Consider the following 25,459-nt stretch of genomic DNA (forward strand, 5'->3'; position numbering starts at 1 on the left):
TTCCCGCGCCCGATTAGGCGCTGAGACGGTTCCGATGGTCCCGCGACGGACGTAATGTGCGTCACATGAGTCGGTTCGTGGACGGGATCGTGGCCTCGGCGCTCGACTGCGGCGGGGAAGGAGGCCGGGGTCTGGTCACGGGCGAACCCCGGCAGGGGCGACGCCGCACCTGGGCCCAGGTGCACGACGAGGCCCGGCGCATCGCCGCGGCGCTGCGCGACTCGGTCCGGCCCGGTGCCGCCGTCGCGGTGCTCGCCGCCGACCCGGGGCTGATCGCCCCCGCCGTGCAAGGCGGCTGGCTGGCCGGGAACAGCGTGACCATGCTGCACCAGCCGACCCCGCGCACCGACCTCGCCCGCTGGGCGCAGGACGCGGTGCGGGTGCTGGGCGTGGTCGACGCCGAGCTGGTGCTGCTGGGCTCGCCGTTCGAACCGCTCGCCGACCTGCTGCGCGCCCACGGCATCCGGTACCGCGAACTCGCGGAGCTCGCCGCGCACCCGGAGGCGCTGGATCGGCCGGTGCCCACCGCTGAGGACGCGGCGGCGCTGCTGCAGCTGACCAGTGGTTCCACCGCCGACCCGAAGGCCGTGCGGATCACCCACGGCAACCTGCACGCGAACACGGCGGCGATGGTCACCTCCGCCCGGCTCGACCCGGTGCACGACGTCGCCGTGTCCTGGCTGCCGCTGTTCCACGACATGGGCCTCGTCGGCACCCTCGTCGTGCCGATGACGATCGGGATGGAAGCGGTGCAGGTGACGCCGACGGACTTCCTCACCGCGCCGCTGCTGTGGCCGAAGCTGATCAGCAAGTACGGCGGCACCGTGACCGCCGCCCCGAACTTCGCCTACGCCGTCACGGCGCGCCGGATGGCTCATGCCGAGGACGGCGCGTTCGACCTGTCGGGGCTGCGGTTCGCGCTCAACGGGGCGGAACCCGTCGACACCGGCGCCGTGCGGGCCTTCACCGAGGCCGGGGCCCGCTTCGGGCTCGCGGAGACGGCGATGGTGTGCGCCTACGGCATGGCGGAGGCGACGCTGGCGGTGTCGTTCGCCGCGTTGAACCGGCCGGTGCGGGTCGACACCGTCTCCGCCGACGCGCTGGAACGCCGCCGCCTCGCCGACCCCGCCGACGACGGCGAGGAAGGCGGCACCCGGTCGTTCGCGCTGCTCGGCAGGGCACTGCCGGGGATGGAGATCCAGGTCGTCGACGACGCGGGCACCGAGCTGGGGGAGCGGCAGGTCGGCAGGCTGCGGATCCGCGGCGCGGCCGTCACCCCGGGCTACCTCACGGCGGACGGGCCGGTGGCGGCCCAGGACGCGGAGGGCTGGCTCGACACCGGCGACGACGGCTACCTCATCGACGGCGAGGTCGTCATCTGCGGCAGGCGCAAAGACGTGATCATCATGGGCGGGCGCAACATCTACCCGGTGGACATCGAACGCGCGGCCGGTGAGGTCGACGGGGTCCGCGCGGGCAACGCGGCGGCCGTCCGGCTCGACGCCGGCAGTCGCCGGGAGCGGTTCGCGGTCGTCCTCGAATCGAAGACCGCGGGCACCCTCGACGACGAGAAGGCGCTGCGCGCCGCCGTGGCCTCGCAGGTCGCTCGCGCCGTGGGGGCGCGTCCTGCGGCGGTGGTCGTCGTGGCGCCGGGAGATCTCCCGAAGACCCCGTCCGGCAAGCTCAAACGAGCGGCCACCGCGGCTCTGGTACCGGACTAGGCGCCGGAAGGGGTCAGTGGAACCGGTTCTGCGCGGGCTCCAGGCCGTCGGCCGCGAGCGCTTCGACGGCGTCGGCGCAGAGGTCCACGAAGTACCCGAGGTCCTTGCGCTCCGAGCCGGAGAAGTCCTTGAGCACGTAGTCGGCCGGATCCATCCGGCCGGGCGGCCGGTCCACGCCGAACCGCACCCGCAGGTATTCCTTGGTGCCCAGGGACTTGGTGATGGACCGCAGCCCGTTGTGCCCGTTCTCGCCACCGCCGCGCTTCAACCGGACGGTGCCGTAGGGCAGGTCCAGCTCGTCGTGCACCACGATCAGCGATTCGGGCGCGACCTTGTAGAACTTCGACGTCCCCGCGACGGGACCGCCGGAGAGGTTCATGAACGACCGGGGCTTGGCCAGCACCACCCGGCGAGCGCCCAACCGGCCTTCGACGACGTCGGAGCCGGCCTTGTGCGCCTTGAACTTGCCGCCGATGCGGGCCGCGAGCTCGTCGGCGACGAGGAAGCCCACGTTGTGCCGGTTGCCCTCGTAGCGCGGGCCGGGGTTGCCGAGGCCGACGATCAAGGTGGGCGCTTCAGGAGTGGTCACCAGGCTGCATCCTCGGAACGGGGGTCACGACAGGTGGAGCCGGGGTGCGGCGATGCCGCACCCCGGCCACCGGCCCGACGTCGTGGGCTCAGGACTCCGAGTCGGTCGTGCCCTCGGACTCGTCCTCGACGACGCCCGCACCCTCGGCGTCGATCTCGGACTCCATGTCCTCGGCGCTCGGGGCGTCGCTGATGTGGGCCACCAGCACCTCGGCGTCGGCGGACAGCGTGACCCCGTTGGGCAGCTTCACGTCGGAGGCGTGGATCTGGGTGCCGTCCTCGGCGCCGTCGACCGACACCTCGAACTGCTCGGGGATGTGCAGCGCCTCGGCCTCGACCTCGAGCTCGTTGAGGGTCTGGGTGACCAGGGTGCCGGAGGCGGCGTCGCCGACCAGCACGAGCGGCACGTTGACGGTGACCTTCTCGCCGCGCTTGACCAGCAGCAGGTCCACGTGCTCGATGTAGTTCTTGATCGGGTGCGCGGTGACGGTCTTGGTCAGCGCCAGCTCGTTGGCGGAGCCGGCGACCTCGAGGGTCAGCACCGCGTTCTGCCCGTTGTCGCGGACGGCGCGGGCGAACTCGATCGCGGGCAGCGACAGGTGCTTGGGGTCGGAGCCGTGACCGTAGAGCACCGCGGGGATCTTGCCGGCGCGGCGGGTGCGGCGGGCGGCGCCTTTACCGAACTCGGTGCGCGGTTCGACGGAAATACGTACCTCGGACACGGTGGTGCACTCCTCGTGACGTCGGGCGGAAATGAAACTGGTCGGCGGCCTGCGGCGGCGGGTGTGCCACTGGCGTGGGCGGCGCGTACCGGAATGGGGCGGCACCTGGTGCGAACGGCACCGGCGGCGTCCTTCGCGTCCACGAGGGCGAACACCGAGCCGCCGCGTCGATCACGCCGGGTGGAAGGAACCCGGCCTCGCCGAGGCAACCCGAACAGTTTAGAGCCTGCTTTCCTGGCGTGCGTTGCCCGGGGTGGCCCTGCGGCGGTCAGCGCTCGTCGCGGGCCGCGTCGTAGTCGGCGCGCGAGGCGACCACTTCGGCCATGTGCGCCTCGGCCCAGTCGGTGATGGCCTGGATCGGGGTGCGCAGCGAATGGCCGAGTTCGGTGAGCTCGTAGTCCACCCGCGGCGGCACTTCCGCGTGCACGGTGCGGCTGAGCAGGCCGTCGCGCTCCATCGCGCGCAGGGTCTGGGTGAGCACCTTCGGCGCGACGCCGCCGATGGCCGCGCGCAGCCGGGTGAAGCGCATCGGACCGGACGCCAGGTGCAGCACGACCAGCGACGTCCACCGGTCGCCGACGCGGTCGAGCACCGCGCGGGTGGGGCAGGCGGGGTCGTACACGTTCGGGACCAGGTCGGTAACCACGAGGTACTTATAGCACGTTGAAGTCACTGATTACCAATGGTTACCGTCGAGGTCAGGTTCTGGATCGAGGAGGTTTTCATGCGGATCGTTCTGTTCGGTGCCACGGGTTACGCGGGTGGCCGGATCTTGGCGGAGGCCCTGTCGCGCGGCCACGAGGTCGTCGGGGTCGCCCGCGACGTGAGCGGCCTCGCGGAGCGCCGCGGCCTCACGGCGCGCGCGGGTTCGATGCACGACGCGGACTTCGTGGTCGACGTGACGCGCGACGCGGACGCGGTGCTGATCGCGACGCCGGGGCGCCCGCTGGAGGGCGGCAAGAAGCTGCTCGACGCGGTGCCCGCGCTGTTCGACGCCGCGCGCAAGAACGGCTTCCGGCTCGGCGTCGTCGGCGGGGCGGGCAGCCTCCGGGTGGCCGAGGGCGGGCCGCGGGTGATCGACACCCCGGAGTTCCCGGAGGAGTTCAAGCCGGAGGCGAGCTCGCACGCGGAGGTGCTGGACGCGCTGCGCGAGGCCCCGCAGGAGGTGGACTGGTTCTACGTGAGCCCGCCCGCGGTGTTCGGCTCCTACGCGCCGGGTGAGCGCACCGGCGGCTACCGGGTCGGCGGGGACGTGCTGCTGTCGGACGCCGACGGGCGCTCGACGATCGGCGGGGACGACTACGCGCTCGCCTTCGTCGACGAGCTGGACCGGCCCGCGCACCGCCGCACCCGGTTCACGGTCGCGTACTGATCCGACTCCGCTCCGGGGGAGGCGGAGGAGCACCGCCGCCGAGGGGCGCCGGTCCGGCCATGTTGATCGCGCTCAGGCATGGTTCCACCGGACCGGTGTCACTCGCGGCAGTGAGCGATCCGCGCGCCGTCGGCGGAAAGTGATCAGCCTCGCCGGACTCCACAGAACCGGGGAAAGCACAAGCCACCGTCACGGTTTGGTCGCTTGCGGATGACCGCCGCCCGACTCGGCGATAGTTTGACGCGCATGTCCGCTGATACGAGCTCTGATCCCGGCTCCGAGAGCACCGCCGCCGGCCCCCCGGAGGTCGAACCGGCCACCGGCTGGGCCCGGTTCAAGCAGGTCGGTCCGGGCATCATGGCCGCCGCCACCGGCGTCGGCGCGGGCGACTTGGTCGCGACCATGGTGGCCGGAGCCCGCTACGGCTACACGCTGTTCTGGGCGATCTTGGTCGGCACGCTCTTCAAGCTGGCGCTCGGCGAAGCGGTCGGGCGCTGGCACCTCGGCGGCGAGCGCACCATGCTCTCCGGCTGGCGTTCCCTCGGCCGGTGGGCCACCACCTACTTCGGCGTCTACATCGTGATCTGGGGCTTCGTCTACGGCGCCACCGCGATGTCGGCCTCGGCGCTGCCGCTGAACGCGCTGTTCCCGGTGCTGCCGGTCGGCGGCTGGGCCGTCGTGTGCGGGCTGCTGGGGATCGCGCTGGTCTGGTTCGGCCGCTACGCCGTGCTGGAGAAGATCATGACCGTGCTGGTGGGGGTCATGTTCGTGACCGTCGTCGGCACCGCGATCCTGGTCGGGCCGAACCTGCCCGCGCTGGGGGAGGGCCTGGTCCCGACGCTGCCGGACGGTTCGGTGGCTTACGTGCTCGGCCTGATGGGCGGCGTCGGCGGCACCATCACGATGGCCGCCTACGGCTACTGGACCTTCGCCAAGGGCTGGCGGACGCCGAAGTGGCTGCCGATCATGCGGATGGACAACGCGGTCGGCTACGTCACCACCGGGATCTTCGTGGTGGCGATGCTGGTGGTCGGTGCGGAGATCCTGCTCGGGCAGGACCTCACCGAGAGCGACAAGGGGCTGCTCAACCTCGGCGACGTGCTCGCCGCGGACTACGGCCAGTGGGCCCGGATACCGTTCCTGGTGGGCTTCTTCGCCGTCGCGTTCAGCTCGGTGATCGGCGTGTGGAACGGCGTGAGCCTGCTGTTCGCCGACTGGTGGCGGACCTGGCGGCTGCCGAAGGACGCGCCGGTGGAGACCGCGGCGGCCTACGACCACAAGGCGGGCATGCACAGCGCCCCGTACCGGATCTACCTGCTGTGGCTGACGTTCCCGCCGATGCTCCTGCTGATCTTCAGCAAGCCGTTCCAGCTGACCTTGGTCTACGGCGTGCTCGGAGCGTTGTTCATGCCGTTCCTGGCGGGCACGTTGCTGGTGCTGCTGAACTCGCGCTCGATGATGCCCGCCGCGCACCGCTCCCGGTGGCTGTCGAACACGTTGCTGACGTTGTGCCTGGTGCTGTTCGTCGGCGTGGCGGTCAACGAGCTGATCGGGCTGTTCTGAGCCGCGGATGTGATCCGGAGCGGGTTCCGGAATGCTGGAAGCTTCAAATACGTTGGGCGGAGAAACCCCGAGCAAGGAAGTGATCATGACTTCGACCGACGCCACCACCGGGCTCCAGCTCTCCGCGGAAGCCCAGGACCTGCTGTTCAGGGATGCCCGCACCGCCAACACCTTCAGCTCCGAAGACGTCACCGACGAGCAGCTGCGGGCCATCCACGACCTGGTCAAGTGGGGGCCCACCTCGATGAACCAGCAGCCGCTGCGGATCGTGCTGGTGCGGTCGGACGAGGGCAAGCAGCGCCTGCTGCCGCACCTGTCCGAAGGCAACCGCGCCAAGACGGAGAGCGCGCCGCTGGTCGCGGTGCTCGCCGCCGACACCGACTTCCACGAGAACCTGCCGCGGATGTTCCCGCACGCGCCGAACGCGAAGGACATGTGGGCCGGTGACGACGGCTTCCGCGCCGACCACGCCAAGCTCAACGGCACCCTGCAGGTCGCGTACTTCATCCTCGGCGTGCGCGCCGCCGGCCTGGTGGCCGGCCCGATGACCGGGTTCGACGCGGCCGGCGTCAACGCCGAGTTCTTCCCCGGCGGGCGGGAGAAGGTGCTCGTGGTGGTCAACATCGGCAAGCCCGGCGAGGACCCCTGGTTCGACCGCCTCCCCCGCCACGACTACGACGAAATCGTCACCACCGTCTGAAGCGCGCCCAGAACGGCCTGCGCAGCAGGTCGGGTAGCGGAACCTCAGCGGCTTCCTCGCTGCGGGATCGATTTCTCATGTAGCTGCCTACACAGCGAAATCGCTGTCCTCGCGAGGAAGCCGCTGAGAACCCGCCGGTGGTCTTCTTGCTCAAGCTGGTCACTGCTCAGCGGCTCCGCCGCTGACAAGACGACGACCAATAGATCGTTCTGCACGGACCCCGCGCGCAGCGGCGAGGGCCGGTCCGCGCGCGCGGAAGGCCCGGCCCCGAGGGGGGACCGGGCCTTCCGCGGCTGATCAGGCTCAGGCGTGGCCGTCGAACAGGCTCGTGACGGAGCCGTCCTCGAACACCTGGTGGATCGCTTCCGCGACCAGCGGGGCGATCGAGAGCACGCGCAGCGTGTCGAACTGGTGCTCGTCGGAGATCGGCAGCGTGTTCGTCAGCACGACCTCCTTCGCGCCGCAGGAGGACAGCCGCTCCACCGCGGGGCCGGACAGCACGCCGTGGGTCGCCGCGATGATGACGTCCTTCGCGCCGGACTCCAGCAGCTGCTCGGTGGCCTTGGTGATCGTGCCGCCGGTGTCGATCATGTCGTCGACCAGCACGCACAGCCGACCCTCGACGTCACCGACGACGCGGTTCGCGACGACCTGGTTCGGCTTCGTGGGGTCCCTGGTCTTGTGGATGAACGCCAGCGGTGTCCCGCCGAGGTTGTCCGCCCACTTCTCCGCGACCCGGACCCGGCCGGAGTCCGGCGAGACCACGGTGATCTTCTCGTCGACGTAGGTCTGGCGGATGTAGTCCGACAGCACCGTCTGCGCGAGCAGGTGGTCGACCGGTCCGTCGAAGAAGCCCTGGATCTGGTCGGTGTGCAGGTCCACCGTCATGATCCGGTCGGCGCCCGCGGTCTTGAACAGGTCCGCCATCAGCCGTGCCGAGATCGGCTCGCGGCCCTTGTGCTTCTTGTCCTGCCGGGCGTAGCCGTAGAACGGCATGACCACGGTGATGCGCTTCGCGCTGGCGCGCTTGAGCGCGTCCACCATGATCAGCTGTTCCATGATGGCGTCGTTGAGCGGCGTGCAGTGCGACTGGATCACGAAGGCGTCGCAGCCGCGGACCGACTCGTCGTAGCGGACGAAGATCTCGCCGTTCGCGAACTTGTATGCCGCCTGGGGCGTGACCGTCACGTCAAGTTGCTTGGCCACCTCCTCGGCAAGTTCCGGGTGGCTGCTCCCGGAGAAGAGCTTGAGGCTCTTCTTCGGGGTTGCAGACATGGCACTCACGGTCATCGTCCCTCCCCGTTGACCCCCGTCATCGGGTGTCACTCATCGGATTGGTGGTCAGGTCAGATCCGGACCGCTCCTGCGCCTGCTGAGCGGCCTGGTCGGCGGCGGTGTCCGGGCGGCGTCGAGCCACCCAGCCTTCGATGTTGCGCTGCCTCCCGCGGGCGACCGCCATGGCGCCCGGGGGGACATCTTGGGTGATGACCGAACCGGCGGCGGTGTAAGCGCCGTCCCCGACCTCGACGGGCGCGACGAACATGTTGTCCGCCCCCGTCCGAGCGTGGGAACCGATCACGGTGCGGTGCTTGGCGACGCCGTCGTAGTTCACGAAGACGCTCGCCGCGCCGATGTTGCTGCCTTCACCGATCTCGGCGTCCCCGACGTAGGTCAGGTGCGGCACCTTGCTGCCGGTGCCGATCTCGGAGTTCTTGACCTCGACGAAGGTGCCGATCTTGCCCTTCTCGCCGAGCCGGGCGCCGGGGCGCAGGTAGGCGAACGGGCCGACGGAGGCTCCGGGCCCCACTTCCGCGCCTTCGCCGTGCGTGCGCACGACGGAGGCGCCGGGGTGCACGGTGCAGCCGGTGAGCGTGGTGTCGGGGCCGATCAGCGAGCCTTCGCCGACGGTCGTCCCGCCGCGCAGCTGCACACCGGGCTCCAGCGTCACGTCGCGGCTCAGGGCCACGTCGCAGTCCAGCCACACCGACGCCGGATCGGTGACGGTGACGCCTTCGCGCATCCAGCCGAGCACCAGCCTGCGGTTGAGCTCCGCGCCGAGCCGGGCCAGCTGCACCCGGTCGTTGACGCCCTCGACGAGCCAGGTGTCCGCGCACACCAGCGCGCCCACGGAGTGGCCGTCGGAGCGGGCGATGGAGAGCACGTCGGTCAGGTACAGCTCGCCCTGCGCGTTGTCGGTGGAGAGCCGGTCGAGCGCGTCGGAGAGCACGGTCGCGTCGAACGCGTAGACCCCGGAGTTGATCTCGCCGATGGCGGCCTGGGCCGCGGTGGCGTCCTTCTGCTCGACGATGCCGGTGACCTGGCCGGCGTCGTCGCGGACCAGCCGTCCGTAGCCGGTGGGGTCGTCGACCACCGCGGACAGCACGGTCACGGCGTTGCGGCGTTCGTGGTGCTCGGCGAGCAGCTCGGTGAGCGTGGCGGTGTCCAGCAGCGGTACGTCGCCGTAGCTGACCAGCACGGTGCCGTGGCGCTGGTCCGCCAGCGCGGTCAGCCCGCAGGCCACCGCGTGCCCGGTGCCGAGCTGCTGGTCCTGCACGACGGTGTGGACCTTGCGGTCGAGGTCGTCGGCGACCCGCGCGAGGTGCTCGCCGACGGCGTCCCGGCCGTGGCCGATCACGACGACCAGATCATCCGGCCCGGTGCCCGCCGCGGCCCGCACCGCGTGCTCGACCAGCGGCCGGCCGGCGATGGGGTGCAGCACCTTCGGCGTGGCCGAGCGCATCCGAGTGCCCTCGCCCGCGGCGAGCACGATCGTGCTGACCGCGGAGCCGAGTGCGGAGTGGGAATCGGAGGAAGCCGCGCCGGACGTGCTGCGGGGGGCGGGCCGGGCGTTCTCGCCCTGAGGCATCAACGCACTCCCTTGGGTCTCAAGCGGGTTCGACGCCGACACGCCGGAGTCGCCCTGGTCGGTGCGGTCACGGTGAGCATTCTCGTCGTGAACCGGCTGCTGGTGGCGTCCAAGCGGGTGAAGGGTAACCGGGGCGTTCCGTTCTCGCGCCGGTGGCCCTTGCCGCTTGTCCGGCGGAAGCCGATGCTACCCGTCCGGTCCACCGGCCTCCGGCTGCCACAGCCTTCCCGAGCTGCGGCTTTGTGATCAAGCGCCGTGAAACGTGGCGGGTTGTCGCCAGCCCGGCGGCGCGGTTTCCCCGGCCCGGCGGCGCCTCCCCGGCTCGGCGATACGACGCTCACGCAGAGTGCGCGCGCAAGCATCTCGTAGGCCGATCCGGGTGAATCGACCATTTCGCCTGACCGGGTTCGCGTGCCGTGTAACGAGGCTCACCGGGGAGCCGCGGCAGCGTTCGCGTCGAACCGATCAGCGCGGTTGCGGGGGGATCCAGGACTCCTGGTCGTCGGGATCACCGGAGCCCGAGTCGACCGCGAACGTCGCCACCTGGTTCCCGCCGCCGCGTTTCGCCTGGTACATCGCCGCGTCCGCGCGGGCCTGCACCTGCGCGCCGGACTCCTGCGGTCGCCGCGCGACCACGCCGATCGACAACGTCACCCCGCGCGAGAGCGCCTTGGGCAGCCGCGCGATCGCCTCCACGGTGCGCTGCAACGCCGACTCCGCCGCGTTCAAGGTCACACCCGGCAGCAGCACCACGAACTCGTCGCCGCCGTAGCGGGCCACGAAGTCGTCGACCCGCAGCGTGTCCCGCAGCGTGCTCGCCACGACCCGCAGCACGTCGTCGCCCTCGGCGTGCGAGCAGCGGTCGTTGACCTCCTTGAACCCGTCCAGGTCCACCAGGGCCACCGACAGCGGCTGGGACTCGGGCGTGTCCAGCAGCGAGTCCAGCCGCTCGTCGAGCGCCCGCCGGTTCGACAGCCCGGTCAGCGGGTCCTGCAGCGCCTGCTGGGTGATCGCGTCGTGGCGCAGGTTCAGCCGGGAGTTCTCCAGCCGGGTGCTCAGCGTCAGGTAGCGGCCTTCCCGCATGGCCCACAGCTCGTTCTCCAGGTCCAGCACGTAGTCGTGCACCGCGTCGCTGGTCGGCCGGTCCTGGTCCATCTCGGTGAGCTGCGCGTACTCGCGGGCGAGCGAGATCCGCAGCGTCGGATCGGCCGCGTCGCCGGTGACCTTGGAGCGGGTGTCCGAGAGCATCCGCACCGCCTCGGTCCGCTGCCCGGCGTTGACCAGGCAGCGGGCCAGCGCGATCGCCACGATGATCTTCTCGCGCGGGTGGATGGCGCGGTCCAGCGACCGCAGCCGCCGCAGCCGCTCGATGTGCTCCGAGCTCGGCTGGGCCAACGCGTGCGCCGCGCCGAGCACCGGGATCTGGTCGGCCGCGGAGCGGTCGGCGAGCCGCGGGAACAGCGACTCCCGCCACGGCACCTCCACGCCGAGCGCCAGCCCGGAGGCGGTGGCGAACCGCTCGCCCGCGGCGTCCTGCTGCCCGATGCGCTCCAGCCGCAGGCCCCAGCCCAGGAACATCCGGCAGCGGTTCATCATGTGCAGCGCGATCTCGTGCGGTCCGCCGCTCTCCCGAATGCGGTGCAGCGCGCGGGCCATCACCTCGTCGGCGGTCTCGTACACGCCGAGCTGCGTGAGCACCGACCCCAGGTCGATCAGCGCCGTCGCCAGCAGCCGGTCCCAGGAGCGCCTGCCCAGCGCGGTGTCCGGGACGGGCTCGTCCTCCAGCATCGCGAGGCCGCTGGCCACCTCGGTGATCGCGTTGTCCTCGCTGCCGGTGAGCAGCGCGCGCCTGCCGCGCAGCGCGTAGGCGTCGGCCTCCAGCACGGTGAGCCCGTGCCGCCTGCTGTGCGTGAGGAGTTCGTCGAGCAGCGGTTCCGCGCCGTGCGCGAGCCCGGAGGTGGACAGCCGCATCGCGGCGCAGTGCCGCAGCAGCTGGGCGACGATGCGCGGCTCACCGCGCCGCTGCGCCTCGGCGAGCAGTCCGTCGGCTTCTCGGATGGTGCTGCGCTGGCCCAGGGCGTCGCTGTTCTGGCCGACGGCGTTGAGTTCGCGAGCGCGACCTACCAACCACGCGTCGCTGACCTCGCTCAGCGCGGTTGCCGCGTCGTCGCGTACGTCCGTCGTGTCCTCGCGCAGCGGCGCACACCCCCTGCTGGCATCCAGGCCCGGCCGGGGCCGGGAGGTCGGCGATCGACCACGGTTCCCACCGGGCATCCCGGTGACCACGAGCTCGTCGTACCAGGTTCGCCCGCGGGGACCGTTGCTCCGCCGCCAGGACTCGAACCTGGACCATCAGAACCAAAATCTGAGGTGCTGCCTTTACACCACGGCGGATCGGGCGATGTGGTCCGCGGACCCGGCGCCAGAGCTTACCGCCACGCCGGTCGACCGTGTCCGCCCAGTCGACATCGTGGCATGCCCGTCCAGCGTGATCGTTCCCACGGGTGCACGAACGATCAGCGCCGCCCGACCCGGACACGCCCGACAGGTAGCGACACGCCGTAATTCCGTCGCCGGGGGGTGACGATTGCGCATCCACCAACTTACGCTTGCGTAGGTTACGGTCCCGTAGGATCTGCGGGGTCGACGCCGGATTCCCCCGGCTCTGCCGACCGTTTTCCACCACCCGACCCAGTTGAGGTAGTGAGTATGACCGCAGCGACCGACGTTGCTCCCGAAGCTTCCGGAGCCGAGTCCGCCGGACCGAAACCCCTGACGGCGGGCGACCGTCCCAGGCTCGCCCAGTTCCTCGTCTACGTATTCGTCCTGGTCCCGTGCGTCGCGCTGGTCGCGGCCGTCCCGTTCGCCTGGGGCTGGGGTCTGGGATGGGTGGACGTCGGCTTGGCGGCGTTCTTCTACGTGTTCAGCGGGCTCGGCGTGACCGTCGGGTTCCACCGGCTGTTCACGCACGGCTCGTTCAAGTCCAACTGGCCGGTCCGCGCCACCCTCGCCATCGCGGGCATGACCTCGCTGCAGGGGCCGGTGATCACCTGGGTGGCCGACCACCGTCGCCACCACGCCTACTCGGACCGCGAGGGCGACCCGCACTCGCCGTGGCGCTTCGGCAGCACGCCGGGAGCGCTGGCCAAGGGCTTCTGGCACGCGCACATGGGCTGGCTGTTCGACCGCAGCATGACCAACGAGGAACGGTTCGCGCCGGACCTGCACAAGGAAGAGCGGCTGGTCCGCCTGAACAAGCTGTTCCCGTTGTGGACCTTGCTCAGCCTGGTGCTGCCCGCAGTGCTCGGCGGCCTGCTGACCTGGTCCTGGTGGGGTGCGCTGACCGGTTTCTTCTGGGCCGGGCTGGTGCGCGCGTCGCTGCTGCACCACATCACGTGGTCGGTGAACTCGATCTGCCACATGATCGGTGAGCGCCCGTTCAAGAGCCGCGACAAGGCGTCGAACTTCTGGCCGCTGGCGATCGTGTCGTTCGGCGAGTCCTGGCACAACTCCCACCACGCCGACCCGACCTGCGCCCGGCACGGGGTGCTGCGCGGGCAGCTGGACATCTCGGCGCGGGTGATCTGGTTCTTCGAGAAGGTCGGCTGGGCCTGGAAGGTCCGCTGGCCGAACGACAAGCGGCTGGCCCGGATCGCGGTGACCGACTACAAGGGCTGACGCCCTCGGCTCTGGCTCGGAACGGGGCGGGTGGCGAGACTCCGGGGTCCTTCGCGCGTGATCGCGTGGAGGGCCCCGGATTTCCGCGCCCACGCCGGTGGGAGCGGCGATCCACGCTCGCCGGCCCCGTCAGGACCGAGCCGTTGCACTGGTGAATCCCCCACGATGTGTGCGGCGATCCGGGGAGGTTCGGACTGCTCCCGGCCCGCACGGATAGGGTGAACTCGTGGCGGGACGGCGCAGGCGCAGCTCCCCGGACTCGGAGGCGAGGCGCAGCTCGGCGCGCACGACCCGGGTCCGGATGACCGGTGAGGAACGACGGCAGCAGCTGCTCGACGTGGCCAGGGCGCTGTTCGCCGAGAAGGGCTTCGAAGCCGCCTCCATCGAGGAGATCGCGCATCGGGCGGGCGTGTCCAAGCCGGTCGTCTACGAGCACTTCGGCGGCAAGGAGGGCATCTACGCGGTCGTCGTCGATCGCGAGATGCGCGCGCTGCTGGACTCGATGGTCTCGGCGCTGTCCGCCGGGCACCCCCGGGCGCTGCTGGAGCAGGCCGCCGGGGCGTTGCTGGAGTACATCGACACGTCCACCGACGGATTCCGCATCCTCGTGCGCGACTCGCCGGTGGCCAGCACGACGGGCACGTTCTCGTCGCTGCTCAACGACATCGCCAGCCAGGTCGAGCACATCCTCGGGCTGCAGTTCAGCGCGAAGGGCTACGACGCGAAGCTGGCCCCGCTCTACAGCCAGGCGCTGGTGGGCATGGTGGCGCTGGTCGGCCAGTGGTGGCTGGAGGCGCGCAAGCCGAAGAAGGACGAGGTCGCCGCGCACCTGGTCAACATCGCCTGGAACGGCCTCTCCCACCTGGAGCACAAGCCGAAGCTCGGCAGCTGGCGCTGATCGGTGTCGGCCCAGGCGGGCCGGTGGTTCGAGCGGGCGCGTTGATCCGTTAACCGTCGAGCGAATGCGTAATATCAAGCGCAGGGCCGCGCCGACATGGGGTGATCACAGTGTGCAACAATGATGACACTATGAGTAGTGCACTCGCGTACGCTAGCGGCCCGCCCTTCACGCTGGCCGACTGGGAGTCGCTCGAACACGACCCGGACGGCAACCGGGTGGAGTTGATTGGCGGACATTTCCAGGTGACTCCCGCGCCCAGCTATGTCCATCAGGGCCTGAACGACGAACTGCGGCTCGTGTTGCGCCAAGCGTTGCGCGCGGAAGGGCGATCGGACCTCTTCGCGGTAAGCGGGATCGGGGTCAGCCTGTTCGAGGGTATGGGATTCATCCCGGACATCAGCGTCCTTCAGGCGCAGCGGGACGGAACGGTCAAGGTCGAGGCAGCGGAAGTGCTGCTCGCCGTGGAGATCGTCTCCCCGCGCACGCGGAAGGACGATCGCATGATCAAACCGGACGCCTACGCGCAAGCGGGTGTCCCGTTCTACTGGCGGGTCGAACCGATCCCCGGCGATCCGCCGACGATCTTGTGCTTTGAACTGACCAACGGGGTCTACGTCAAGTCGTGCGTCGTTGAGTCCGGTGTTCCTGCCACGGTCAAGGCCGCGCCCGTTCCTGTGGACCTCGATGTGGATGTTCTGTACGACTTGGTCTTCGGCGGGGCGTGAGGCTCAGGCCGAGGTGATGCGCAGGATGCGGTCGTCGGTGCCGTTGGACGTGGTGACGTAGAGGGCGCCGTCGGGGCCTTGGCGGGCGGCGCGCAGTCGTCCGTGCAGGCCGTCGAGCTCCGGTGGCACCAGCACTTCCCGCACGGTCCCGTCCGGGCCGAGGCCGAACAGCAGCAGCTTCGAGCCCTTCAGCGCGGTGACCGCGAGCATCCCGTCGAACCGGTCCCACCGCGGCCCGGTGAGGAACGTCGCCGCGCACACCGCCTCCGTCGAGCGCCCCGAGGACCACACCGCGGGCACCGCGTCCGGGAACCGCCGCAGGTCCGTCATGGGCACCGACTCGTCGTAGGTGTCCGAGCGGCCGCCGCGCGACGGGTCCCAGCCGTGGTTCCCGCCCGCCCGCAGCAGGTTGATCTCGTCGTCGGAGTCCGGTCCGTGCTCGGCGACGAACACCTGCCCGCCGGGGCGCGGGGCGATGCCCTGCGGGTTGCGGTGCCCGTAGCTGAACAGCAACCGCTCGGCGGGGTTCGGCGCATCGAGGAACGGGTTTCCGGGCGCGGGCTCGCCGGTGCGGAGGTCCATCCGCAGGACCTTGCCGCCGAGTCCGGCGCGGTCCTGCGCGGCTCGCGGATCAGCCGCGTCACCCGTGGTGACCAGCAGCGATCCGTCCTCCGCCAAGGTCGGGCGGCAGCCGGAGTGCCTGCCGTTCGCGTTCACCGGAAGGCCCGTCAGCAGCGGAGGGCCGACGCGTTCGGCGCTGCCGCCGTCGTCGGCGAGGCGCCAGGTCACCAGCCGCACGTCCACGGCACGCCCGTCCTCCTGATGAGTCTGGCAGGTGACGAACCGCCTGCTGTCGGCGAAGTCCGGGTGCACCACCAGGCCCAGCAGGCCGCCTTCGCCTTCGGCGAGCACGTCGTCGAGGTCCGCGCGCACCGGGCGCAGCTGCGCGCCGGGGCTGGTGTCGGCGAGCAGCGCCAGCCTGCCGGGGCGCTGCGCGATCAGCGCCGTGCCGTCCGGGAGGAAACCCACGTCCCACGGGTGTTCGAGACCGCGGCCCAGGACCTCCACCCGCAACGTCGACGGGACCGGATCGGGCGCCCGGGTGCTCGGCGGGGGAGGTGCGCCGCCCGGTGCGCCGCACGCCGCGAGCAGGGTGACCAGGGCGAGGGCGGCGACTCGGCAAGCGCGCATCACCACAGTGTGGCACCGGCCGGGCACCGCACGTGGTCATCTCGGCGCGGCGGGTGCGGGGCGGCCGGACGGTGTCGGTGCGGAGTCGTAGGCTGGACGACGACTCCCGTCACCCGGCATCGCGTGGTCCGCCTGGGAAGAGCCGGTCCCGGCTCGGTCGCGAGCGGTCGCCCGGCAGGCCGGTCCCGCCGCGAGCCGGACACGCCCGCGGACTCGTCAGCGGTCGTCCCGGGGACGGGTCCGTGCGCGTTCGGCGATGTTTTCTCGGTGCGAGGGATTGCGATGACCCAGGCTGGTCCTGCCACGGCGACGGATGCGGCTCCGGCCGCGTTGCACGGGCTGCTCGACGCGGTGCTGCGGGAGGAGACCTTCCGCCGCGTGGTGTCGTCGGCGGGCCGCCCGCACCTGGAGCTGGAAGGCCCGGTCGCGGCTCGCCCGCTCGCGACGGCCGCGCTGGCCGCGGACTCCGGGGCGGCGGCGCCGGTGCTGCTGGTGACCGCCACCGGCCGCGAGGCCGAGGAGACCGCGGCGGCGCTGGAGGACCTCATCGGCCCGGACGGCGTGGCGGTGTTCCCGTCCTGGGAGACGCTGCCGCACGAGCGGCTGTCCCCGCGCGCGGACACCGTCGGGCGCAGGCTCGCGGTGCTGCGCAGGCTCGCCCACCCGGAGGAGCACGCCGAAGGCCCGGTCCGGGTGCTCGTGACGACGGTGCGCAGCCTGATCCAGCCGATCGCGCCGGGCCTGGGGGAGCTGGCCCCGGTGCGGCTCGCGCTGGGCGACGAACACGACTTCGAGCAGCTGGTGGAACGGCTCGCCGGCCTCGCCTACAGCCGCGTCGACATGGTGGAGAAGCGCGGTGAGTTCGCGGTGCGCGGCGGCATCGTCGACGTGTTCCCGCCGACGGTGGAACACCCGCTGCGCGTGGAGTTCTGGGGCGACGAGGTCACCGAGATCCGCCCGTTCTCCGTCGCCGACCAGCGGTCCCTGCCGGACGCCCCGGACGCGCTGCTCTACGCCCCCGCCTGCCGGGAACTGCTGATCACGCCCGAGGTAGCGGAACGCGCGGAGGAACTGGCGCGCCTGCACACGGCCGACGCGCAGCTCGCCGAGATGCTCGGCAAGATCGCCGGCGGCGCCGCCGTGGAGGGCATGGAGGCGCTGATCCCGGCGCTGTGCGAAGGCGAGATGCGGTTGCTCACCGAACTCGTCCCGGACGGCACGCACGTGCTGCTGTCGGATCCGGAGAAGGTGCGGGCGCGGGCCGCGGACCTGGTGCGCACCGGCCAGGAGTTCCTGGAGGCGTCCTGGATGGTCGCCGCCGACGGCGGCAAGGCGCCCATCGACCTGGGGGCCTCGGCGTACCGCGGGCTCGCGGAGGTCGCCGAGCGCACCAGGGAGATCGGCCTGCCCTGGTGGACGTTGACCCAGCTCAGCAGCGACAGCGCGGACGACGGCGTGGTGCATCTGGGCCTCAAGCAGGTCGAGGCGTACCGCGGTGAGGTGGAACGCGCGTTCGCCGACCTGCGCGCGCACACAGCTTCCGGCGGCGCCGCCGTGCTGGTGGTTCCGGGGCAGGGAACCGCGCAGCGGGCGGTCCAGCAGTTCCGGGAAGGCGACCTGCCGGTGCGCCACGCGGCCGAGGGGATCGCGGGCGAGCCGGAGACCGGCGTGATCACCGTGGTGCGCGGCGACCTGGAGGACGGGTTCGCCGCACCGGGGGTGGGTCTGGTGGTGCTCACCGAGACCGACCTGACCGGCGGTCGCGGCGGCACGTCCACCAAGGACATGCGCCGGATGCCGTCGCGGCGGCGCAACGCGGTGGATCCGCTGGCGCTGAAGGCCGGTGACTTCGTGGTGCACGAGCAGCACGGCATCGGCAAGTACGTGGAGATGGTGCAGCGCACCGTCGGTGGCGCGACCCGCGAGTACCTGGTGCTGGAGTACGCCTCCAGCAAGCGCGGCCAGCCCGGCGACCGGCTGTTCGTGCCGACCGATCAGCTCGACGAGGTGTCCCGCTACGTCGGCGGCGAGCTGCCGACGCTGAACAAGCTCGGCGGCTCCGACTGGAAGAACACCAAGGCCAAGGCTCGCAAGGCGGTCAAGGAGATCGCCGCCGAACTGGTGCAGCTCTACGCCGCGCGCCAGTCCGCCCCCGGTCACGCGTTCGGCCCGGACACCCCGTGGCAGCGGGAGTTGGAGGACGCCTTCCCGTACACCGAGACCGGTGATCAGATGGCGGCGATCGACGAGGCCAAGTCGGACATGCAGCGGCCCGTCCCGATGGACCGGGTGATCTGCGGCGACGTGGGCTACGGCAAGACGGAGATCGCGGTGCGCGCCGCGTTCAAGGCCGTGCAGGACGGCAAGCAGGTCGCGGTCCTGGTGCCGACGACGCTGCTGGCGCAGCAGCACCTGAACACCTTCGCCGACCGGATGCGCTCCTTCCCGGTGACGATCAAGGGCCTGTCCCGGTTCACCGATCCGCGGGAGTCGGAGCAGACGGTGCAGGGCCTCGCCGACGGTTCGGTCGACATCGTGATCGGCACGCACCGGTTGTTGCAGACGGGCGTGCGCTACAAGGACCTGGGCCTGGTCATCGTCGACGAGGAGCAGCGCTTCGGCGTCGAGCACAAGGAGCACATCAAGGCGCTGCGCACCCACGTGGACGTGCTGACGATGTCGGCGACGCCCATCCCGCGGACGCTGGAGATGAGCATGGCGGGCATCCGCGAGATGTCCACGATCCTCACCCCGCCGGAGGAGCGGCACCCGGTGCTTACCTACGTCGGCGCCTACGACGAGAAGCAGGTCGGCGCCGCGATCCGCCGCGAGCTGCTGCGCGACGGCCAGGTGTTCTTCGTGCACAACCGGGTCTCGACGATCGAGAAGGCCGCCCGGTCGCTGCGCGAGCTGGTGCCGGAGGCGCGGATCGTCACCGCGCACGGCCAGATGAACGAGGAACGGCTGGAGAAGATCATCCAGGGGTTCTGGGAGCGCGAGCACGACGTGCTGGTGTGCACCACGATCGTCGAGACCGGGCTGGACATCTCGAACGCGAACACGCTGATCGTGGAGCGTTCGGACATGCTCGGGCTCTCCCAGCTGCACCAGCTGCGCGGTCGCGTCGGCCGCGCTCGCGAGCGCGGCTACGCGTACTTCCTGTACCCGGGCGAGAAGCCGCTCACCGACACCGCGCACGACCGGCTCGCGACGATCGCGCAGAACTCGGAGCTGGGCGCGGGCATGGCCGTGGCGATGAAGGACCTGGAGATCCGCGGCGCGGGCAACATCCTCGGCGCCGAGCAGTCCGGGCACATCGCGGGCGTCGGGTTCGACCTGTACGTGCGGCTGGTCGGGGAGGCCGTCGAGGCGTTCAAGCAGCACGCGGGCGCGGAAACCGGTGACTTGGAACGGGAATTGGCCGAGGTGCGGGTGGACCTGCCCGTGGACGCGCACATCCCGCACGACTACGTGCCGGGCGAGCGGCTGCGGCTGGAGGCGTACCGCAAGATCGCCGCCGCCGCCGATCAGGAGGCGCTGGACGCGGTGCGCGCCGAACTGGAAGACCGCTACGGCCCGCTGCCGGAGCCGGTGCAGCGCTTGCTCAAGGTCGCCACGTTCCGGCAGGTGTGCCGCGAGCACGGCGTCACCGAGGTGACCTTGCAGGGCTCCTCGCTGCGCATCGCACCGGTGGAGCTGGCCGATTCCCAGCAGATGCGGCTCAAGCGCCTGTACCCGAAGGCCGTCTACAAGGCCACGGTCCGCACGATCTCGGTGCCGCGCCCCACGGAAGGAGCCGCCGGTGGCCGCATCGGAGCTCCCGCACTGCGGGACGAGGCGTTGCTCGACTGGTGCGCCGACCTCCTCGCAGCCCTAGCAGGCCGCCCAGCCCTGACCGTCTGACCAACCCCCCGCAGCACCCCCGCACCTCAACAAGCCCAAAAGGGGCGGACGAAGCCACGCCTGCCTCGCGGCCGAAGGCCGTGCTCTTGCGGCGAAGCCGTGCAGTGTGCGGGCGAAGCCACGCTTGCTTTGCGGCCGAAGGCCGTGCCTGTAATCGCGCAGCGATTAGCCCACGTCGAAAAGCCGACCACCCGCGGGTTCTCAGCGTTCTTCTCGCGAGGACGGCTTTTTCCCTCGTGGCGGAGCCACTCGGGAAAAAGATCCCGCAGCGAGAAGAACGCTGAGGTTCCGCCACCCGACCACACGCCCAAACCGACCGGGCGGGCCTGGCAAACCCCCGACCAACGGCGCATGATCGACCTGCGTTAAGACGGGGCCGATCGGTGGTCATCCTCCGCCACGAGGCAACCAACGCGCCCGTGACGCGTCTGCATTCGTGGGTGGACTCGCCGGTTCGACGTGCCGCCTGGTTCTGCCGGTAGGGGAAAGGACGAGGTGTGGATCGTGCGAGAGGACAGCGGCGGCCGAGTGCTCCTCGTCGTCCGGGACCGTCCCGGCCGGGGGAGGAGACGACGGTCCGCAGGCCCGTCGTAGCGCGCGTGGACGAGCGGGATCACCGCAGGCCCAAGCCGAAGCGCCGCGCGGGGCGGGTGTTCGGCCGCGTGCTGATCGCTCTGCTGTCCGTCGCGGTCCTGAGCACCAGCGCGTACGCGTGGGGCACGCTCAAGGGCTGGACCGGGGGGATCACCGGGAGCGACGTGATCGGCGGCGGGGTCAGCGCTCCGGACGGCGCCGTCGACATCCTGCTCGTCGGCAACGACAGCCGCACCGACGCGGAGGGCAACCCGCTGCCGGAGGACGTGCTGCGCGAGCTGCGCACCACCGATGACGAGGGCGGCGATCTCACCGACACGATGATCCTGATGCGCATCCCCAACGGGGGTCAGCGCGCCAGCGCCGTGTCCTTCCCGCGCGACACGCTGGTCGGCCTCGGCAACGGGCACGGCGAGCACAAGCTCACGGAGGCCTTCAACACCGAGCGCATGGCCGCGTTGCAGGAGTTGGAGGACGACGGCGTGACCGATCCGAAGGAGCAGGAGCGGCAGGCGCGGACCGCGGGCCAGAAGTTCCTGATCGAGACGATCGAAGACCTTTCCGGCGTGACCATCGACCACTACGCCGAGGTGAACCTGCTCGGGTTCTACGAGATCACCAAGGCCGTCGGCGGCGTCGATGTGTGCCTGGTGGACGATGTGGACGACAGCAGGTTCTCGGGCGCGGTGTTCAACGCGGGCCCGCAGACCGTCGCCGGCGCCGACGCGCTGGCGTTCGTGCGCCAGCGCCACGGCCTGCCGCGCAACGACCTGGACCGCGTGGTGCGCCAGCAGGTGTTCATGTCCGGTCTGGCGAGCAAGATCTTGTCCGCGGGCACGTTGAGCAACCCGGTGCGGCTCGGCGAGCTGATGGCGGCGCTGCGCAAGTCGGTGGTGCTCGATTCGGGCTGGGACGTCGTGGACTTCGCGCAGAACATGCAGGGCATCGCGGGCGGCGACATCGATTTCCAGACCATCCCGGTGGAGCTGGTCGGGGAGTCCGGCAAGGAGGACGTGACGGTCGACGAGGCGGAGGTGCGGCGGTTCGTGGCGAACCTGCTGCTGTCCCCGCAGGAACGCGCGGTGCGCCAGCAGGCGGAGCGCGCTCCGCAGGAGCAGACCTCGCAGGCGGAGACCTCGTCGGAGGAGACGAGCCGGAGCCCGTCGAAGACGACGGTGAGCGTGTACAACGCTTCGAGCGTCACGGGGCTCGCGGCGAGCGTGCTGGAACGCCTCACCGGTGAGGGGTTCCGCTCCGGTGCCACGGGCAACGCCGAGGCGATGAGCTCGTCGTCGGTGCGGGTCGCGGCGGGTGAGGAGGCCGCGGGCGAGCAGGTCGCGGAGGCGCTCGGCGGCCTGCCGGTGCGCACCAGCGGCGCCGTGGAGTCCGGCAGCGTCGAGGTGTACTTGGGCGCGGACTACGCGGGTCCGGGGGCGCAGAACTTCGCCGGTGCGCGTCCGCTGCGCCTCGACGGGCTCCAGCGGGCGCAGGTCCCGGACCAGCCGATCACCGCGGCCGGTGTGCCGTGCGTGAATTGACGGGGCGGGGATGAGGGTTCACCCCGAGATGATCTCGTGAGAGGGTGATCGCTGTGAGCTCCGTCATCTCCCGCCTCCGTCCGCTCGCGTTGGTCGCGCTCTCGTGCGCGCTGCTCGCCGGTTGTGGTGTCGAACCCGGCCGGGTCGGTGCGGCGGCCTTGGTGGGCGACGCGCGGATCCCGGTCAGCGAGGTGCAGGGCCGGTACCGCGCCGTGCTGGACAAGGAGCCGGAAGCCAAGGCGCAGCTCGCGGAGCAGGAGCAGCTCGGCGAGTTCGGCCGCAGGCTCGCCGGTGATCTGGCGCGCCGGGCGCTGGTGGACCAGGCCGCGAAGGACGAGGGCCTGCGGGTGGACGAGCGGCGGGTCCGCGAGGTGATCGACTCCGCGGGCGGCGAGCAGGCCGCCAGCGCCGGGCAGATCTACACCGCCGACGACATGGCGGCCGTGGTGCGCAGCAAGCTGCTGACCGCCGAGCTCGGCCGCCGCTACATCGACCGGGTCTCCATCACCTACGACGTCACGTCCGCCGCCACCCGCGGTGAGGCGGAGCAGAAGGCGCGGCGGATGGCGCGCGGCGACGCGGAGTCGACCGCCGTCGTCACGGCCGATCAGCAGGCCGGCCAGGGCGCGGCGGCGGATCAGCGGCTGCGTTCGGCGGATGTGCCCGACTTGGCGGCGGGCACTCCGCTGTTCGGTGCGCGGGCGGGCACCGCGATGGCCTTCGAGCTGCAACCGCAGTCCGGCCAGTGGTCGGTGGTGCGGATCAAGCGGCGCGACGTCGCCCCGGCACCGCCCAAGCCGAGCGCGGCGGGTGCGGACGAGATGCGGATGCAGTCCTTCGGCGATCAGCTGCTGCGGGTGACCGCCCAGCGGGTCGGTGTCGAGCTGAGCCCGCGCTACGGAGTCTGGGACCAGCTCGCGCTGGGGGCGGCTCCGAACAAGGACGAGACGATCGGGTTCGTCTTCCCCGCCGCCGACCGCTCCTGATCGCCGGTCCGCTGCCGGTTTCCGGGCGGCCGCGCCGATCTCGATGAGCCGCCCGACCACCGAAGATCACCCGCATGGGGTGACGCGCCGGTGTGTCGGACGGGGTGCGCCGGTGCGCCGGGGGCAGGCTCGGCGATATGGATCAAGCGTTGCGGCGAGGGCGAGAATCGTGGTTGCGACAATCGCACCATGCAGAGTGCACGTTCGGCGGATCACGTGACCGGCGACCGTCCGAACACCCCGTCCGGGGCGTTCGGGACGAGCGCGGATTCCCCATCCCGGCCGGTGGTTCCGGGGTCGGCGGTGGTCGTCGTGGACGACCGGCTCGGGGACGTGATCCCGGCGGCGGCGGTGCCCGCGCTGCGCCGTGCGGCGGCGGTCTACGTCGCACCGGGTCTGTCGGCGGCGACGGTGGAGGCGCTCGACGAACCCCCGGCTCCGGCCGTGGAGGCGTTGCTGGACCAGGCCGCGCGGGAGCCGATCGTCCTGGTCGCGCCGGACCTGAAGTCGACGCAGGCGCAGGCGTTGCGCGAAGCCGGTGCGGCGTTGCTCGGTTCGCATCCGCCGGTGGGCGTCGAGCTGCTGGACGCGGTGACGGTGATGGATCGGCTGCGCTCTCCGGGCGGTTGCCCGTGGGACGCGCAGCAGGACCACGATTCGCTGCGCCGCTACCTGGTGGAGGAGACCTACGAGCTGCTGGACGCGATCGACCAGCGGGATCGCCCGTCGTTGCGCGAGGAACTGGGCGACGTGCTGCTGCAGGTCCTGTTCCACGCCCGGATCGCGGCCGAGGACGCCGCCGATCCGTTCGGGGTGGACGAGGTGGCCGCCGACCTGGTGGGCAAGCTGGTGTCCCGGCACCCGCACGTGTTCACCGAGGTCGAGTCCGTGCACGACGCGGAGTCCCAGCAGCTGCGCTGGGATGAGCTCAAGCAACGGGAGAAGCAGCGGGAGTCCATCGTGGACGGTGTCGCGACCGGTCAGCCCGCCGCCGCGCTCGCGGCGAAGCTGGTGCAGCGGGCCGAGCGGGCCGGAGTGCCGCGCGAACTGGTCTCGGTCGGGGAATCACCCGGTGCGGTCTTGTTCGACCTCGTCGCCCGCGCCAGGCTGGCCGGAGATGATCCGGAGGACGACCTGCGCACCGCCGCGCTCGCCTTCGCCGGCCGGGTCCGGGACGCCGAGGCCGCCGCGCGCAACGACGGTCAGGACCCGCACGCGCTCGGCTCCGAGCAGTGGAGCCGCTACTGGAGCACGGCCGTCGGGGAGTGACGCGGAACGCGGGCTCCTTCGCGCCACGCCGCGGGAGGAGTCGGCTCGGCTTCGAGGATTGACGGGCCGATGGGTCGCCACCTGCGGAGATCGTTCCGATGTGTCCTCAGTGGACAGATGTGGTCGCCTCCGCTCACGGAGCGAACCGCGAGGCCGCCGGAATCGTTGTCCTGGTCGGTGCTCGCATCGCAACGTGCGAAAAGTCCGGTTCGCCACTGAGCACGACCTGACATGTGCACACTGGAGTGGGAGAGGGAGGACATTCGTGTCGCAGCAACTGAGCACGTGCAGACCGTGGCGGCTCGCCGGAGTGGTACCGATCATCGCACTGCTCGTCTCGTGCGGCTCGGAACCGAGCAGTTCTCGCCAACAGACCCAGCCGAGCGTGCAGGCCGATCCCCCCACCGCGGTGGCGCCCCCGGACGGCGGCGTCACCCCGCCACCGCTGACGGTCCTGCCCGCGGGTACCCCGCCGCTGCCTACCACCGAGCGACCGCAGCTCCAGCTCGAAGCCTGGTCGGAGTCGATGTCCGACGAGCTCAACATCCCCCGGGCGGCATTGCAGGCCTACGGCTACGCGGCCCGCGCGGCCGAGGCCAGCCACCCGGGTTGCGGGCTGACATGGACGACGCTCGCGGGCATCGGCGCCATCGAATCCAGCCACGGCCGCTTCAACGGTGCTCGCCTGGACGAGACGGGCAGGCCCAGCGTGCCGATCATCGGCCTGCCGCTGGACGGCAGCCACGGCGTCAAGCGCATCGACGACACCGACGGCGGACTGCTCGACGGCGACCCGGTGTTCGACCGGGCCATCGGGCCGCTGCAGTTCATCCCCACGACCTGGGAGCGGTGGGCCGCCGACGCGGACGGCGACGGCGTCGCGGACCCGCACGACATCGACGACGCGGCGCTCGCCGCGGCGCAGTACCTGTGCACCGTCGGCGGCGACATGAACGACCCGGACCGGTTCTGGGCCGCGTTGCTCGACTACAACGAGAGCCACGACTACGGCCAGGACGTGCTCGACCACGCCGACCACTACGGCAAGACCAGCCGGACCCTGAGCGCGGAGGGCGGACGATGATCCCGTGGCGCGCGGAGGGACGGTTTCCGCTGGGTGCGGTCGTCTCCGGAAGTGGGTC

At 71.2% G+C, this 25,459-nt stretch carries 19 protein-coding genes and 1 tRNA gene; 12 read left to right on the forward strand and 8 right to left on the reverse strand.

What is annotated here, in order from left to right; genetic code table 11:
- Positions 1–65: 65 nt before the first annotated feature.
- Positions 66–1,721: a fatty acyl-AMP ligase gene (locus BJ969_RS01780; RefSeq protein ID WP_184476679.1), complete on the forward strand. Its 1,656-nt coding sequence runs from the start codon at positions 66–68 to the stop codon at positions 1,719–1,721.
- Positions 1,722–1,734: 13 nt separating this feature from the next.
- On the opposite strand, the gene pth is transcribed toward BJ969_RS01780, so the two are convergent.
- The 3 genes from pth to BJ969_RS01795 all read right to left on the reverse strand — a co-directional run bounded on the left by pth (position 1,735) and on the right by BJ969_RS01795 (position 3,677).
- Positions 1,735–2,310, reverse strand: coding sequence for an aminoacyl-tRNA hydrolase (pth, locus tag BJ969_RS01785; RefSeq protein ID WP_184476681.1), 576 nt, complete (start codon positions 2,308–2,310; stop codon positions 1,735–1,737).
- Positions 2,311–2,398: 88 nt separating this feature from the next.
- A complete protein-coding gene (locus BJ969_RS01790; protein ID WP_184476683.1) occupies positions 2,399–3,031 on the reverse strand; it encodes a 50S ribosomal protein L25/general stress protein Ctc in 633 nt (210 codons plus the stop codon).
- Positions 3,032–3,299: 268 nt separating this feature from the next.
- On the reverse strand, positions 3,300–3,677 hold the full coding sequence (locus BJ969_RS01795; RefSeq protein WP_184476685.1) for a winged helix-turn-helix transcriptional regulator: 378 nt from the start codon (positions 3,675–3,677) through the stop codon (positions 3,300–3,302).
- Positions 3,678–3,755: 78 nt separating this feature from the next.
- On the opposite strand from BJ969_RS01795, the gene BJ969_RS01800 reads away from it, so the two are divergent.
- The 3 genes from BJ969_RS01800 to BJ969_RS01810 all read left to right on the forward strand — a co-directional run bounded on the left by BJ969_RS01800 (position 3,756) and on the right by BJ969_RS01810 (position 6,666).
- Complete coding sequence (locus BJ969_RS01800) at positions 3,756–4,403, forward strand: NAD(P)-dependent oxidoreductase (RefSeq protein WP_184476687.1); 648 nt, start codon at positions 3,756–3,758, stop codon at positions 4,401–4,403.
- Positions 4,404–4,649: 246 nt separating this feature from the next.
- The gene (locus tag BJ969_RS01805; protein ID WP_184476689.1) at positions 4,650–5,966 is read left to right on the forward strand and encodes an Nramp family divalent metal transporter; all 1,317 of its coding nucleotides are present in this window, start codon (positions 4,650–4,652) and stop codon (positions 5,964–5,966) included.
- Between the two features lie 85 nt (positions 5,967–6,051).
- Complete coding sequence (locus BJ969_RS01810; protein ID WP_184476691.1) at positions 6,052–6,666, forward strand: malonic semialdehyde reductase; 615 nt, start codon at positions 6,052–6,054, stop codon at positions 6,664–6,666.
- Between the two features lie 303 nt (positions 6,667–6,969).
- On the opposite strand, the gene BJ969_RS01815 is transcribed toward BJ969_RS01810, so the two are convergent.
- The 4 genes from BJ969_RS01815 to BJ969_RS01830 all read right to left on the reverse strand — a co-directional run bounded on the left by BJ969_RS01815 (position 6,970) and on the right by BJ969_RS01830 (position 11,926).
- A complete protein-coding gene (locus BJ969_RS01815; RefSeq protein WP_221315679.1) occupies positions 6,970–7,941 on the reverse strand; it encodes a ribose-phosphate diphosphokinase in 972 nt (323 codons plus the stop codon).
- A 37-nt stretch (positions 7,942–7,978) separates the two neighbouring features.
- Complete coding sequence (glmU, locus tag BJ969_RS01820; protein WP_246457241.1) at positions 7,979–9,406, reverse strand: bifunctional UDP-N-acetylglucosamine diphosphorylase/glucosamine-1-phosphate N-acetyltransferase GlmU; 1,428 nt, start codon at positions 9,404–9,406, stop codon at positions 7,979–7,981.
- A 591-nt stretch (positions 9,407–9,997) separates the two neighbouring features.
- The gene (locus tag BJ969_RS01825) at positions 9,998–11,806 is read right to left on the reverse strand and encodes a GGDEF domain-containing protein (protein WP_184484642.1); all 1,809 of its coding nucleotides are present in this window, start codon (positions 11,804–11,806) and stop codon (positions 9,998–10,000) included.
- A 49-nt stretch (positions 11,807–11,855) separates the two neighbouring features.
- Positions 11,856–11,926 (reverse strand) — tRNA-Gln (locus BJ969_RS01830).
- Positions 11,927–12,241: 315 nt separating this feature from the next.
- Between BJ969_RS01830 and BJ969_RS01835 the strand changes: the two genes are divergently transcribed.
- From BJ969_RS01835 to BJ969_RS01845, 3 genes are all read left to right on the forward strand, one after another.
- Positions 12,242–13,210 (forward strand): acyl-CoA desaturase, encoded by a 969-nt coding sequence (locus BJ969_RS01835; protein ID WP_184476694.1) that lies wholly within the window; start codon positions 12,242–12,244, stop codon positions 13,208–13,210.
- Positions 13,211–13,511: 301 nt separating this feature from the next.
- Positions 13,512–14,108: a TetR/AcrR family transcriptional regulator gene (locus tag BJ969_RS01840; RefSeq protein WP_184484644.1), complete on the forward strand. Its 597-nt coding sequence runs from the start codon at positions 13,512–13,514 to the stop codon at positions 14,106–14,108.
- Positions 14,109–14,239: 131 nt separating this feature from the next.
- On the forward strand, positions 14,240–14,836 hold the full coding sequence (locus BJ969_RS01845; RefSeq protein WP_184476696.1) for a Uma2 family endonuclease: 597 nt from the start codon (positions 14,240–14,242) through the stop codon (positions 14,834–14,836).
- Between the two features lie 3 nt (positions 14,837–14,839).
- Here the strand turns inward: BJ969_RS01845 and BJ969_RS01850 are convergent, their stop codons facing one another.
- A complete protein-coding gene (locus BJ969_RS01850) occupies positions 14,840–16,027 on the reverse strand; it encodes a PQQ-dependent sugar dehydrogenase (protein WP_184476698.1) in 1,188 nt (395 codons plus the stop codon).
- 282 nt (positions 16,028–16,309) lie between these two features.
- Between BJ969_RS01850 and mfd the strand changes: the two genes are divergently transcribed.
- The 5 genes from mfd to BJ969_RS01875 all read left to right on the forward strand — a co-directional run bounded on the left by mfd (position 16,310) and on the right by BJ969_RS01875 (position 25,401).
- Positions 16,310–19,930 (forward strand): transcription-repair coupling factor, encoded by a 3,621-nt coding sequence (mfd, locus tag BJ969_RS01855; RefSeq protein ID WP_184476700.1) that lies wholly within the window; start codon positions 16,310–16,312, stop codon positions 19,928–19,930.
- 599 nt (positions 19,931–20,529) lie between these two features.
- Positions 20,530–22,062: an LCP family protein gene (locus BJ969_RS01860; RefSeq protein ID WP_343071174.1), complete on the forward strand. Its 1,533-nt coding sequence runs from the start codon at positions 20,530–20,532 to the stop codon at positions 22,060–22,062.
- 53 nt (positions 22,063–22,115) lie between these two features.
- A complete protein-coding gene (locus tag BJ969_RS01865) occupies positions 22,116–23,048 on the forward strand; it encodes a SurA N-terminal domain-containing protein (RefSeq protein WP_343071175.1) in 933 nt (310 codons plus the stop codon).
- 189 nt (positions 23,049–23,237) lie between these two features.
- Positions 23,238–24,317 carry a nucleoside triphosphate pyrophosphohydrolase gene (locus BJ969_RS01870; RefSeq protein WP_184476702.1) on the forward strand — a complete coding sequence of 360 codons (1,080 nt, stop codon included), beginning with the start codon at positions 23,238–23,240 and terminating at the stop codon, positions 24,315–24,317.
- Between the two features lie 265 nt (positions 24,318–24,582).
- Positions 24,583–25,401: a lytic murein transglycosylase gene (locus tag BJ969_RS01875; protein WP_343071176.1), complete on the forward strand. Its 819-nt coding sequence runs from the start codon at positions 24,583–24,585 to the stop codon at positions 25,399–25,401.
- Positions 25,402–25,459: the final 58 nt, after the last annotated feature.

The organism is Saccharopolyspora gloriosae (assembly GCF_014203325.1).
Taxonomy (GTDB): domain Bacteria; phylum Actinomycetota; class Actinomycetes; order Mycobacteriales; family Pseudonocardiaceae; genus Saccharopolyspora_C; species Saccharopolyspora_C gloriosae.